Below are 11611 nucleotides of genomic sequence, written 5' to 3'. Positions count from 1 at the left end.
CGCGCGCACCGCGCGGGCGGCCAGGGCCGCCCGGAGGCTGCTGGGCGCCGGGGCGGTCACGGCGGCGGCCGCCGCGGCCGGGTATCCGTGGCTGTGGCGCTACGCGTGCCTGACGTGGGGGGCGAGCGCCGTGGAGGTGTGCCGGGCGATGCCCGGCGACGAGTTGCTCCCCGCCGCCCCGCAGGTGTCCACCCGCGCGGTCACCGTCGACGCCCGGCCCCCGGCGGTGTGGCCGTGGCTGGTGGAGCTCGGCCCCGGACGCGGCGGCGCGTACACCTACGACTGGGTCGCGACCGTCTTCGGTCTCGAACACCGCTCGCCCGGCGCCGGCTCGGCCGCCCACCTGGAGCTGAAGCCCGGCGACCTGCTGCCGCTGAGCCGCCGCGGCCCGGTTCTGGAGGTCGTCGACGTGGACGTGGACCACACCCTGGTGCTGCGGTCGCAGGACGGCCAGTGGGTCTGGTCCTTCGGCCTCCACCCCCGCGGCCAGAGCACCCGCCTGGTCAGCCGCAACCGGATCGAGCAGCCGGGCGACACGGTCGTCTCCCGGCTGCTCTCGCTCTACGTGCTCGAACCGGCCGGTCTGGTGATGGAGCGCAGGATGCTGCTCGCCATCAAGAGGCGGGCCGAGGCGGCGCGCTGAGGGCCGCGGCGGCTCAGAGCTCCGGGAGCACGGTGTTCGCCCGGGTGTCGGCCTGCCCGGCGCGCAGCAGCTGGTAGCCGAGGTCGATCAGCGCCCGGCCCGCGGCGAACTCGTCGCCGATCTGCGGCATCGGCCGGTCCACGGGGTCGCGCAGGGACGCGGAGTGCGCCTGCAGGCTGGTCTCCCCGCAGTCCAGCACCGCGTGCGCGGTGGTGACGTCGCCGTCCTCGAACAGGTCCACGCGGACCGTCCACCTCTTGGTGTGCACGCCGCTGGAGGCGGGGCCGTCGCTGCCGTCCATGATGGTCTCCTTCCGCCGGTCGCCCTCCCCCGACACGGGATACCAGCCTGGTTCCAGTGCGCCACGCTCCCACGCCGCAGCGGAAGTCCCGGGAGCGTGAACACCCACTTGTCCGCATCCCCGCGGCGACCTAGCGTCGAGGTATGACCACCCGTCACGACAGTCGCCGGAGCGGCAGGACGATCAACCGGGTCGTCCTCGCCGCCGCGATCGGCGTCACGGCCGCGGCCGTGGCGAAGGAGCTGCGCCGGCCGGCCGAGGAGCGGACCTGGCGGGGGCGGATCGTCGGCCTGCCCTACGACTTCCGGCCGCCGACCCTGGCCCGGATCCGCGCGGAGTACTGGGCCCCGGACAACGACGCGCTGTTCACCCCGCACGCCTTCGGCGTCGGCTACGGCGTCAACCTGGCCCGGCTGGTCCGCCCGCTGCCGCCCGGGAAGTGACCGCCGCGGCCGCTCGGGCCCTACGCGTCCGGCTTGCGCGGCTGCGTGCCGTCGTCGAGACGGCGCAGGCCGATGAGCACCCCGAGGAGCCCGGCCTGCTCCGGGCTGAGGCGGCCGACCGCGTCCAGCATCGACAGCGGAGCGGCGGGCTCCGCCTCGGCGGGCGACGCGGACCCCGAGAGTTCCTCGGGACGATCCGGCTCCATCCAACGTCTCCTTCATTCGTCAGCTGATCGCACCAATGCCCCCGGTCGAGGCAGCATGACAGATCATCCACCGTTCGGCGTCGGCGGGTGGGTAACCTGGGCCGACACCCGACCGGGGACGAGAGGACGGGGTGCGCGCCCATGCAGGCCGAGGACGAGACGGAACTACTCCACGCCCGACCGGCCGCCGACCAGCCCGCCGCCGCCCTGCCGTCCGATGGCCGACCGGCCAAGGCGCGGCCGTCGGACGCCCGGCCCTCCGAGGGACGGCGCGTCGCCATCGTCGCGCACCGAGGCGCTCCGCTGGTCGCCCGCGAGAACACCCTCCCCTCGCTGCGCGCGGCGCTGGCGCTGGGCGCGGACTGGGTCGAGATCGACGTCCGCCTCACCCGCTGCGGCACCCCCGTCCTGCTCCACGACGCGACCCTGGACCGGCTGTGGGGTCTGCCCCGCGCCCTCGCCGACCTGGACGCGGCCGAGGTGGCCGCGGTGACCGGCCCGGCCGGCGAGCGGATCCCGACCCTGCGCGAGGCTCTGCCGGTGTGCGCGGCGGCCGAGGCTACCGTCATGGTCGACGTCCCCGCCCCGGACGGCGGCGAGGCGTCGCTCGCCCTGGTCCGCGAGCTCGGGCTGCTGGACGCGTGCGTGTTCGCGGGCGACCTGACCGCGCTGACGCGGATCCGCGCTGCCTCGGCCGCGGCGCGGATCGCGCTCAGCTGGGAGTCCTTCCTGCCGCCGGGCGCGGACCTGTTGGCCCGCGTCCAGCCCCAGTACCTGAACATGGAGCACCACCGGCTGACGCACCCGCTGGTCGCCTGGGCCCGGCGCCGGGGCCTGGCGGTCAGCGCCTGGACGGTGGACCGCCCGGCCCGGATGACCCGCCTGGCCCGGCTCGGCGCGGACGTGCTCATCACCAACGACCCGGAGCTCGCCCTCTCCGTGCTCACCCCCGCCGGCGGCACGGGCGGCGTCGGCCGCGCCGTCAGGTCTTCGTGACCGCCTGGTACTCGCCCGTCAGCAGGCTGATCGCGCCGGCGTGGTCGGGCGCCGCCGGGTCGAGCGTCACGATCCGCAGCCCGTTGTCGCCGGCCACCGCGAGACCCGTCGACGTCCAGTTCCCGAACGAGTCCAGCTCGGTTTCGACGAAGCTGCGCGCTAGCCGCGGACGAAGCGGCGGTCCTGCATCAGGACGGCGATGTCGGTGAGCGCGAGGACGCCGACCAGCCGGCCGTCCTCCAGCACCAGCAGCGGCGGGTTGCCCAGCGCCGCGTCCAGTGCGGGGCCGGGGAGTCCGGCCTCTGGCCCGGCTGTCGCGCAGCGCGCGAGGGGGACGGCGACGTCGCGCACCCGGGTCCCGTCCCGGTATCGCTCCGGGACGGCCAGGAGTGTGCGCAGTCGCACCAGACCGCTCGGACGCCCGTCGAGGTCGACGACGGCGGCCGCCCCGGCGGCGCGCCACGGCCCGCTGTCCGTCAGAGCGCGCGCCACCGTGGTCCAGTCGGGGACGACCGGCGGCGGCGAGGTCATCAGCTCCCCAGCCGTGTGGCCGCGCACGGCCAGGCCGATCTTGGCGTGCTGGATCTCCGCTGCGGCGGCGACCGCCAGGAAGCCGCCGACCACCAGCAGCCACAGCCCCGCGCCCTGGCCGCGGACCAGCGCCGCCCAGCCGCCGGCCAGCATCAGCACGGAGAGCGCCTGGCCGCACCGCCCGGCCTGGCGCTCCGCCCGCTCGCGGTCCCCGGCGCGCCACCACAGCGCCGCCTGAAGTACGCGCCCGCCGTCCAGCGGCGCGGCGGGCAGCAGGTTGAAGACCGCGACGAGCAGGTTCACCGCCCCGGTCCAGAGCAGCAGCGCGGCCGGCAGGTCCCAGCGCAGCGCCCGCAGCGCGACGAACCCGAGCCCGATGCCCGCCCCCGCCAGCACGAGGCTGGTCAGCGGACCGGCCAGGGCGACCCACAACTCGCGGGCGGGGGCGGTCAGGCGGCCGATCCTGGTCACGCCGCCGAGCGCCCACAGCGTCATCGAGTCCACGTCCGTGCCCGCCCGCCGGGCGACGAGCGCGTGCGCGAGCTCGTGCGCCATCAGGCTGGCGACCAGCAGCAGCGCGCCGAGCACGCCCGCGCCGAGGTAGTAGCCCCCTCCGCGCCCCGGCAGCCAGGCGGGCAGCGTCCGGTCGCCCAGCCCGAAGGCCAGCAGGGCGACGAGCAGGGGCGCGCTCCAGTGCACCCGCACCGGTATCCCGAACAGGCGCCCGAACGTGGCCGAACCCCTCATCGCGCCCGCCTCCTCGTCCCGGGAACAGTCTTCCCGTTCCGGGCAGGCCCACCGCCCCGGGGCATGAGGAACTGATGCATTGCGCCCCGCAGAGCATGAAAGGGCGGCTGGTGGGACTATCGAAACAGCCTCCGTCAGCGCCGCAGGCACCTCGCGGCTCCGCCAAGAGGTCCGTGCCGCAGGGCCGGACCGGAAGGGATGCGTACCGTGTCGAACGACGAGTTGATGGGGGACGACGTCTACCAGCCCAGCGGTGACGGCGACGTCCAGGACGACATCTCCCCGTTGGAGCCCGAGGACACCCTCGACGACCGGGGTCTCGAGGACGTGCTCGACGAGGGCTACGCCCCTCCCGAACGGCCCCTGGCCGTCGGCCGCTACGGGAACACCGCCGCCGAGCAGCGCGACCGGGAGACGCTGACGCAGCGGCTCGCCGCCGAAAACCCTGACGTGTGCGCGCCCGACGGCGACGGCATCGGCGACTGCGTGGGCACCGACGGCGAACCCGTGGACCCGGAGGCCGGCGAGACCCGCTCCGGGCGGCTGGTGGAGAGCGCCGACGCCCGCAGCCACCTGATCGCCGCCGACGCGGGCATCGCGGGCGGCGCGGCGACGGCCGAGGAGGCCGCCATGCACACCACCGACGACCCGGAGGCCGTCCTCGGCGGCTGGTGAGGCCGTCCGGCGGCGGCGGACGGCCGCCGTCAGGCCGCCCCTCGACGAATTCCAGCCGACCGACCGATTTCTGTGACCCCCGTGCCTTCCGTAGGGTCTCCACTCACGTACGGATGGAACCGACGTGGGCGAGGAGCACGGGATGGCGGGCTGGTCGGTGGAGGCGGGGCTGGTCGCGGCGGCACGGAGCGGGCGGCAGGAGGCCGTGGACGAGCTGGTCGGACAGAGCCTGCCGCTCGTCTACAACATCGTCGGCCGCGCCCTGTCCGGGCGCGTGGACGTCGACGACGTCGTCCAGGAGACGATGCTGCGGGTGCTGCGCGGCCTGCCGGACCTGCGGGACGACTCCGCGTACCGGTCCTGGCTGGCGGCGGTCACGATGAACCAGATACGTCGGCACATGCAGTCGCGCGCCAGCGCCGCGCAGGGCGGCCACGACCGGGCGCTCGACGAGCTCGCCGCCGTCGCCGACCCCGGCGCGGACTTCGAGGACCTCACCCTGACCGAGCTGGGCCTGTCCGGGCAGCGGCGGGAGACCGTCGAGGCGACGCGCTGGCTGGACCAGGACGACCGTGAGCTGCTCTCACTGTGGTGGCTGGTCACCACGGGCCATCTCACCCGCACCGAGCTGGCGGGCGCGCTCGGCCTGGAGGCGCACCACGTGACGGTGCGGGTCAGCCGGATGAAGGCGCAACTGGACGTCTCGCGCGGGGTCGTCCGCGCGCTCTCGGCGCAGCCGCGCTGCCCGGAGCTGGCCCGCACGGTGCATCTGTGGGACGGCAGGCCGAGCGCGCTCTGGCGCAAGCGCCTCGCGCGGCACCTGCGGGAGTGCGAGCACTGCGGCGCGCTCGGTGCGGACCTCGTGCCGCCGGAGCGCCTGCTGGTGAACCTCGCCCTGGTGCCGCTGCCGGCCGCCACCGCGGCGTGGCTGCTGAGCCGTCTCGCCGAGGGCGGTTTCCACGCCGCGGCCGCGGCGGACGCGTTCACCTGGCACCCGCAACCCCATCCCCTCCCGCATCCCGCCGAGGCGCCGACCGTGCACATTCCGGCACAGCGCACCTCCTCCGGGCGCATCTCCCACCGGCTCCCCCGGCGTCGGCTCGGCCCGTTCTCCGGCAAGCCGCTGCTCGCGGCTGCGGCCGCGACGGTGACGGTCACGGCGGCGGTCGGCGCGGGCGTCGTGCTGTTCGGCCAGGGCCCGAGCGCGGCGCGGCCCGGTCTCACCTCGGCGGTCGCCGCGGAGGGCACCACCGCGCCCGTCGTCTCGCCGAGCGCCGACCCGTCGCCGTCGGCCAGCCCGACGCCGAGCGCCAGCCCGTCCCCGAGCCGCTCCTCGTCGAGCCCGAAGCCGTCCCCGAAGCCCACGCACGCCCCGCCCGCGGCCGCGCCCACCCCGCAGTCCGCCGACGAGGCGGCGGTGCAGCAGGTGCTGGCCGTCATCAACCAGGCGCGCGCCGGCCAGGGCCTGGCGCCGCTGACGCTGACCTCGGGCCTGAACTCCAGCTCGGGCGCGCACAACCGGGTGATGGCCGCGGGCTGCGGGCTCTCCCACGACTGCCCCGGCGAGCCGGCGCTGGGCGACCGGGAGACCGCGGCGGGCGTGCAGTGGTCCAACGCGGGCGAGAACATCGGCACGGGCGGGCCCGTCTCCGACGACACCTCCGGCATCGCGGGCATGGCCGTCGGCCTGACCCGCTCGATGCTGGCGGAGCAGCCGCCCAACGACGGCCACCGGAAGAACATCCTGAGCCCGGACTTCCACCACATCGGCATCGCTGTGATGCGCGACAGCTCAGGCAACGTCTGGATGACGCAGGACTTCTCCAACTGACGGCCCTTACGGCCAAAGCCCGCCGCCGCGGGGCTACCGGTCGGCGGCGGGCTCCCAGCCGGGCGGCCCGAAGACGTAGCCGAGCTTGTCGCGCAGGCGGGGCGCGCCACCGACCTTGCGCAGCAACTCGCCGTAGGCCCGGTACTCGAGCTTGAGGACGTCGTAGGTCCCCACCGGCTTGGTCAGGCCGTAGGTCGGCCGGTGCAGCTCCGGCTGGAACGTGCCGAAGATCCGGTCGAAGACGATGAGGATGCCACCATAGTTCCGGTCCAGGTACTCCGGGTCCGAGCCGTGGTGCACGCGGTGGTGCGAGGGCGTGTTGAACAGGAACTCGACGGGCCTGCACAGCTTGTCGACCAGCTCGGTGTGCACGAAGAACTGGTAGATCAGGTTCGTCGAGAACGCCACATAGAGCGCCCAGGGCGCGAACCCGAGCAGCGGCAGCGGCAGCCAGAAGAAGAACTCGAACCAGGGGTTCCACTTCTGTCGCAGCGCGGTGGCGAAATTCATGTACTCGCTGGAGTGGTGGGCCTGGTGCGCGGCCCAGCCGATGCTGGTCCGGTGCACGAACCGGTGGTTCCAGTAGTAGGAGAAGTCCAGCGCGATCAGCAGCAGCACCCAGAACCACCAGGCGCCGGTGGGCAGATGCCAGGGCGCCAGGTAGGTGTAGAGCGCGCTGTAGACGAAGAACGTCCCGACCTTGAAGGCGGTCAGGAAGAACAGCGAACCGACCCCCATGGTGAGGCTGGCGCGCGCGTCCTCGAACGAGTAGCCGGTCACGTTGTCGTCGTGGTCGAGCCAGCGCAGCGCCGCCAGTTCGACGAGCACGCTCAGCACGAAGAAAGGCAGCGCGTAGGTGACGGGGTTCTGCATCGGATCCAGCAGGTCCGACATGGAACTCCTCCCATGAAGTGACGGACAGTAAGTGACTTCTGGGTAAGTTACCATGGGGTCAATTGGGTCCGCTATGCTTCGGACATGGGCAAGGCAACAACCAGCAGGGCAGGCACCAAGGGCGTCGCTCGACCGGAACGTGAGCGGCAGATCGTCGACATCGCCGGCCGCGTCTTCGCTGAGCACGGCTACGCCGGCACCTCCCTGACCGCCGTCGCCGAGCAGGCCGGCATCTCCAAGCCCCTGATCTACAACTACTTCGGGTCGAAGGAGGGGCTGTTCTCGGCCTGCCTGACCTGCGCGGGCGAGGTCCTCGTCGAGGTCATCGAGCGCACCGCCCGGCTCGGCCTGGTGGGCCAGCAGCGCGTGATCGTCACCCTGGACCAGTTCTACGCCGCCCTCGAACCCCGGCCGTGGATGTGGCGGGTCTTCCGCGACCCGACCATGCCCGCCACGCCCGAGATCACCGCCCAGCACGACCAGTACGCGCGGCGCATGCACGCCGTGGGCGTCGAGGGCGTGCGCGAACTGCTGCACCTGGCCGGCAACGACGACCCGCTCGACGCCTCGGCCATGACCGCCGCCTGGGTCAACGTCTTCGATGCGCTGGTGAACTGGTGGATCGACCACCCCGGCGAGTCACGCGCCGACATGACCGCGCGCACCATCCGGCTGAGCGGCGCGGTCTTCGGCCCGATGGAGTCCGCCCCGCCCACCGGCGCCGCGCTCGACTGAGCGCTCGGCGACGGTTCGGCGGCTCGCTCGGCCGGGCGGGCGCCCGTCGGTCAGCCGACGCCGAGGACGAGGGCGAGGACCGTCTCCACCGCCTCCTGCGGCGTCGCCGTCCCGCGTGGCCCCGGAACGCCGCCGCTCGGCGGCGTCAACGCCCAGCCGCCCAGGGACACCACGGGCTTACCCGTCCGCAGGGCCAGCGCCACCTCGCTCATCGTGCCCCAGCTGCCGCCGACGGCGATCACGCCGTCGGCCACGCCGACCACGAGGCCGTTGCGGAGCTCGCCGAGGCCCGTCGGGAGGGCGACCGTCAGGTACGGGTTTCCGTCCGAGCGGGCCCGGGTCGGCAGCAGTCCGACCACGGTGCCGCCCGCGCCGCCCGCGCCCCGGGCGACCGCCTCCATGACCCCTCCGAGGCCGCCGCAGACGACGACCGCACCGCGTGCGGCCAGACGGCGGCCGACCTCCTCGGCCGCCGCGGACTCCTGCGGGGTGGCCTCGCCCGGCCCGACGACCGCGACGTAGGGCGGGTGGCTCACGTGGCCTGGCGGTCCGGCGGCTGGATCAGGCACAGCCGCGTGCCCGAAGGATCCTGGAGCTGGGCGAACGGGCCGTACGGGGTCGGCGTCGCCGGGATGACGACCCGGCCGCCGAGCTCCACCGCACGGGTGAGGGCGCTGGGGAGGTCCGGGGTGGCGAAGAAGACCCGCCAGGCCGGCGGTGCGGCGACGCCGGTGTCCGGCGAGGGCTCGGGGCCGCCGATCGCGGCGATGCTGCGGCCGTCGATGCGCAGCACCACGCGCTCGTGCTCCCAGACGACCTCGGTGCGGTGGGAGATCTCCGGATCCCAGTCCAGGACCTCGCCGTAGAACAGGGCGGACTTGAACGGATCGGCGGTGCGCAGCTCGATCCAGGCCGGGACCTTGGCGACCAGGGAGGTCGACGCCTCGGGGAGCTCCTCCGGGCCCTGCCACAGGCCGAAGCTCGCCCCGTCCGGGTCGCGGGCCAGCACGATGCGGCCGGCGTCGATGGCGACCGGGCCGACGCCGATCGTGCCGCCCCGGTCCGCGATGCGGCGGGCGCTCTCGTGGGCGTCGCGGACGCCGAAGAACGTCGTCCAGCCGATGCCGAAGCCGAGGTCGCCGACCTCGCTGATCCCCGCGACCCGGTGGCCGTCCACCACGACGTAGACGAAGGCGCCGAGGCGCTCCGGACCTTCCTCGAACTCCCAGCCGAGCAGCCCGTTGTAGAAGCGCTCGGCGGCGGCGAGGTCGCGCACGATGAGGCTGACCCAGGACGGCGCGCCCTGCACCCCCCGCACGCGCGCGCCGCGTACCCGGGGGCGCGACTCGTCGGGGTCCGGGGAAACCGGAATGTCGCCAGGCATCGGTTCGCCTCCCGGATCGATCGGCGGCGCCCGGCCTCGGCACGCCCACCTGTGGGTCGCTCCCGAACCATCCTACGCTCCGGAAACCCCCGTCCCGGGGACCCTGCGAGCCGTGTCCCGGGCTCGCCGGAGGCTGCGGGACCACCCCGCCGGAGCCGCCTCGCCGCCGCCTCAGAGCTGCTCGAAGTGGAACGAGCGGATGAAGCAGTCCCGCGGCTGCGCGATCGCGAAGAGCACGCAGTCGGCCACGGAGGCGCCGCTGAGCGGCTGGTCGGCGGTCCGCTTCGCCGACTCCTCGGCGGCGAGGGGATCACTGTCGGTGAAGTCCGGCGGGTAGAGCGAGACCACCCGGATGCCCTCGGGCCGCAGCCGCGCGGACAGGATGTCGGCGAGCCCCGCCTGCGCGCCCTTGGCCGCGTAGAAGGCGGGGTGGGAGAGCGAGCGGTGGTTGCGCGGTTCCGCGACGGACGAGATGAGGTTGACCACGTCCGCCCCCGCCGAGGCGCGCAGCAGCGGCAAGAAGTGCTTGACCGTCAGCACCGTGCCGGTCGCGCCGCCGGCGAGGGCGTCGGCGATCGCCTCGTCCTCGGCGTCCCAGAGGTCCGCACCGTCGAGGTAGCGGGCGCCGTTGTTGACCAGCACGTCCACCTGGCCGGTCCGAGCGGCGACGGCCCCCGCGAAGGCGCGGACGGCGGCCGCGTCGGCCAGGTCGCAGGCGAAGCCCTCCGCGCTCGCGCCGCTGTCCGCGACGACCTCCGCGGCCACGCTCCGGGCCGCGTCGGCGCTGCGGGCCGACAGGTACAGGCGGGCTCCGAGCCGGCCCGCGCGCAGCGCCAGGGTGCGGCCGAAGCCCCGGCCTGCGCCGGTGATCACCATCGTCCACCCGGCCAGCTCCATGCCCGTCCTCCCCCGCGCCCGAAACGATCACCGCCAGCCTACGCCGGGCCGAGTCGAGGCCGTGGCGGGGCCGTCGCGGGACCTCGGCCGGACCGTCGCGGTCCCGCCTGGGGTTGCCTCCGTCCGCCGTCCGGGTTAGAAGGGATCATGGACCGCGCGACGGCGAAGTCCCGGATCGGCCGGGCCTGGCGGGCCGTGCGGAGGTACGTCCGCAGGGCCCCGGGCACCTTCGTCTGGCTGACGATCCTCTTCGCGACCACCGTCGTGCTGCGCCACGTGAACCCGCACACTGCCGACCGGATCCTGCGGCGGCACTCCACCAACCTGCACTACCTGTCGGTCTCGCCGATCCGGGTGCTGATCACCAGCGGCTTCTACATCGCGGGCGGCGGCTGGTTCTTCTACTTCGTCCTCTACAACATCTTCCACGTCCCGGCCGAGCGCTGGCTGGGCACCGTGCGCTGGCTGGCGGTGGTGCTGATCGCGCACGTGGGCGCGACCTACATCAGCGAGGGCGTCCTGTTGTGGGCCATCGACCACGACATGGCCCCGGAGAAGGCGCGCTACACGCTCGACTACGGGGTCAGCTACGCCCTCGCCGGGATCGAGGCGGTGCTGGTCTACCTGATCACGAAGCCCTGGCGCTACGTCTACGCGGCCGGGCTGCTCCTCTTCTACGCCTTCGGCGTGGTGCGCAGTCGCGACTTCACCAGCATCGGCCACCTCAGCGCCGTCCTGCTCGGCCTCGCCTGCTACCCCCTGACCCGCTCCCGCCCGGGATCCTGGGACCCGGCCGCCACCGCCCGCACCCTCTGGCGCCGCCTGCACCGCGGCCGCGCCCGTGCGGACGCCTGAAGGCCCGAAGGGGGCGCGGCCTCGGCCCGACTCCCGGCCGCCTCACCCGCTGGTGACGGTGTCCCAGCGGGTGACGACGTCCCAGGTGAGCCGCTGAAGGTCGGCCGCCTCGCCCTCGACGCGGGCGGACGCAGTGCGGCGTGATCGGCGGGCGCGTTCTCGGCGAGCCACGAGGAGAACCGGCTCCACGCGCGCCGGAACGGGACGGGCGACTGCCGGGTCGTGTCGCAGACCCTAGGCGTCGCCGCCGACAACATCTCGGCCACTGCCGGGCTCTGTCCAAAAAATGGTCCGGCATCCGAGACCGGAAAGGTCGTCATGTTGACTGGCCTTATTCAGCCCACATACAGTCCATGACCATGCACGCGCACCACCACATCGCCCCGTACCAGCCGACCTACCAGGTCGCGCTGCTGGCCATGTGTGCGCACAGCGTGTCCGACAACCTCTGTTGTCGCTGACGCATCGGCGGG

15 protein-coding genes are annotated in these 11611 nt (G+C 74.0%); 7 read left to right on the top strand and 8 right to left on the bottom strand.

Annotated elements, in window-relative coordinates; translation table 11 throughout:
- The coding region (locus tag TR48_RS17780; protein ID WP_201777128.1) for a hypothetical protein at positions 1–643 on the top strand (643 nt) is incomplete at its 5' end.
- A 13-nt stretch (positions 644–656) separates the two neighbouring features.
- On the opposite strand, the gene TR48_RS17775 is transcribed toward TR48_RS17780, so the two are convergent.
- On the bottom strand, positions 657–944 hold the full coding sequence (locus TR48_RS17775) for a dsRBD fold-containing protein (protein WP_042368390.1): 288 nt from the start codon (positions 942–944) through the stop codon (positions 657–659).
- A gap of 143 nt (positions 945–1087) precedes the next feature.
- Between TR48_RS17775 and TR48_RS17770 the strand changes: the two genes are divergently transcribed.
- Complete coding sequence (locus TR48_RS17770; RefSeq protein WP_042368269.1) at positions 1088–1387, top strand: DUF5808 domain-containing protein; 300 nt, start codon at positions 1088–1090, stop codon at positions 1385–1387.
- Positions 1388–1407: 20 nt separating this feature from the next.
- Here the strand turns inward: TR48_RS17770 and TR48_RS17765 are convergent, their stop codons facing one another.
- The gene (locus TR48_RS17765; protein ID WP_042368261.1) at positions 1408–1593 is read right to left on the bottom strand and encodes a hypothetical protein; all 186 of its coding nucleotides are present in this window, start codon (positions 1591–1593) and stop codon (positions 1408–1410) included.
- A 141-nt stretch (positions 1594–1734) separates the two neighbouring features.
- On the opposite strand from TR48_RS17765, the gene TR48_RS17760 reads away from it, so the two are divergent.
- Positions 1735–2589 carry a glycerophosphodiester phosphodiesterase gene (locus tag TR48_RS17760; protein WP_052442751.1) on the top strand — a complete coding sequence of 285 codons (855 nt, stop codon included), beginning with the start codon at positions 1735–1737 and terminating at the stop codon, positions 2587–2589.
- A 159-nt stretch (positions 2590–2748) separates the two neighbouring features.
- On the opposite strand, the gene TR48_RS17755 is transcribed toward TR48_RS17760, so the two are convergent.
- On the bottom strand, positions 2749–3867 hold the full coding sequence (locus TR48_RS17755; RefSeq protein WP_042368259.1) for a site-2 protease family protein: 1119 nt from the start codon (positions 3865–3867) through the stop codon (positions 2749–2751).
- Between the two features lie 207 nt (positions 3868–4074).
- Here TR48_RS17755 and TR48_RS17750 point away from each other — a divergent pair, with 207 nt between their 5' ends.
- On the top strand, positions 4075–4542 hold the full coding sequence (locus tag TR48_RS17750) for a DUF5709 domain-containing protein (RefSeq protein WP_042368257.1): 468 nt from the start codon (positions 4075–4077) through the stop codon (positions 4540–4542).
- 124 nt (positions 4543–4666) lie between these two features.
- Positions 4667–6373: a sigma-70 family RNA polymerase sigma factor gene (locus tag TR48_RS17745; RefSeq protein WP_236652199.1), complete on the top strand. Its 1707-nt coding sequence runs from the start codon at positions 4667–4669 to the stop codon at positions 6371–6373.
- A gap of 33 nt (positions 6374–6406) precedes the next feature.
- Here TR48_RS17745 and TR48_RS17740 read toward each other — a convergent pair whose 3' ends face one another.
- Positions 6407–7267: a sterol desaturase family protein gene (locus TR48_RS17740; protein WP_042368255.1), complete on the bottom strand. Its 861-nt coding sequence runs from the start codon at positions 7265–7267 to the stop codon at positions 6407–6409.
- Between the two features lie 84 nt (positions 7268–7351).
- On the opposite strand from TR48_RS17740, the gene TR48_RS17735 reads away from it, so the two are divergent.
- The gene (locus tag TR48_RS17735; protein ID WP_052442750.1) at positions 7352–8002 is read left to right on the top strand and encodes a TetR/AcrR family transcriptional regulator; all 651 of its coding nucleotides are present in this window, start codon (positions 7352–7354) and stop codon (positions 8000–8002) included.
- Positions 8003–8052: 50 nt separating this feature from the next.
- Here TR48_RS17735 and TR48_RS17730 read toward each other — a convergent pair whose 3' ends face one another.
- From TR48_RS17730 to TR48_RS17720, 3 genes are all read right to left on the bottom strand, one after another.
- Positions 8053–8538 carry a TIGR00725 family protein gene (locus TR48_RS17730; RefSeq protein ID WP_042368253.1) on the bottom strand — a complete coding sequence of 162 codons (486 nt, stop codon included), beginning with the start codon at positions 8536–8538 and terminating at the stop codon, positions 8053–8055.
- On the bottom strand, positions 8535–9386 hold the full coding sequence (locus TR48_RS42015) for a VOC family protein (protein WP_161789853.1): 852 nt from the start codon (positions 9384–9386) through the stop codon (positions 8535–8537). The genes TR48_RS17730 and TR48_RS42015 overlap by 4 nt, the downstream gene beginning before the upstream one ends.
- Positions 9387–9557: 171 nt before the next feature.
- Positions 9558–10283, bottom strand: coding sequence for an SDR family oxidoreductase (locus tag TR48_RS17720; RefSeq protein ID WP_042368250.1), 726 nt, complete (start codon positions 10281–10283; stop codon positions 9558–9560).
- A gap of 147 nt (positions 10284–10430) precedes the next feature.
- Here TR48_RS17720 and TR48_RS17715 point away from each other — a divergent pair, with 147 nt between their 5' ends.
- Positions 10431–11138 (top strand): rhomboid-like protein, encoded by a 708-nt coding sequence (locus tag TR48_RS17715; protein ID WP_042368248.1) that lies wholly within the window; start codon positions 10431–10433, stop codon positions 11136–11138.
- 42 nt (positions 11139–11180) lie between these two features.
- On the opposite strand, the gene TR48_RS46360 is transcribed toward TR48_RS17715, so the two are convergent.
- Entirely contained in the window at positions 11181–11309 is a 129-nt protein-coding gene (locus tag TR48_RS46360) for a hypothetical protein (RefSeq protein ID WP_268873582.1), read from the bottom strand.
- Positions 11310–11611: the final 302 nt, after the last annotated feature.

The organism is Streptacidiphilus neutrinimicus (genome assembly GCF_000787815.1).
In the GTDB taxonomy this organism is placed as follows: domain Bacteria; phylum Actinomycetota; class Actinomycetes; order Streptomycetales; family Streptomycetaceae; genus Streptacidiphilus; species Streptacidiphilus neutrinimicus.
This window is presented reverse-complemented; position numbering and strand designations above follow the sequence as displayed.

Coding starts and splice junctions, on each gene's coding strand:
- TR48_RS17740 (WP_042368255.1), bottom strand. CDS start 7,267: ATGTCGGACCTGCTGGATCCGATGCAGAACCCCGTCACCTACGCGCTG.
- TR48_RS17760 (WP_052442751.1), top strand. CDS start 1,735: ATGCAGGCCGAGGACGAGACGGAACTACTCCACGCCCGACCGGCCGCC.
- TR48_RS17775 (WP_042368390.1), bottom strand. CDS start 944: ATGGACGGCAGCGACGGCCCCGCCTCCAGCGGCGTGCACACCAAGAGG.
- TR48_RS17720 (WP_042368250.1), bottom strand. CDS start 10,283: ATGGAGCTGGCCGGGTGGACGATGGTGATCACCGGCGCAGGCCGGGGC.
- TR48_RS17735 (WP_052442750.1), top strand. CDS start 7,352: ATGGGCAAGGCAACAACCAGCAGGGCAGGCACCAAGGGCGTCGCTCGA.
- TR48_RS17765 (WP_042368261.1), bottom strand. CDS start 1,593: ATGGAGCCGGATCGTCCCGAGGAACTCTCGGGGTCCGCGTCGCCCGCC.
- TR48_RS17715 (WP_042368248.1), top strand. CDS start 10,431: ATGGACCGCGCGACGGCGAAGTCCCGGATCGGCCGGGCCTGGCGGGCC.
- TR48_RS17770 (WP_042368269.1), top strand. CDS start 1,088: ATGACCACCCGTCACGACAGTCGCCGGAGCGGCAGGACGATCAACCGG.
- TR48_RS17755 (WP_042368259.1), bottom strand. CDS start 3,867: ATGAGGGGTTCGGCCACGTTCGGGCGCCTGTTCGGGATACCGGTGCGG.
- TR48_RS42015 (WP_161789853.1), bottom strand. CDS start 9,386: ATGCCTGGCGACATTCCGGTTTCCCCGGACCCCGACGAGTCGCGCCCC.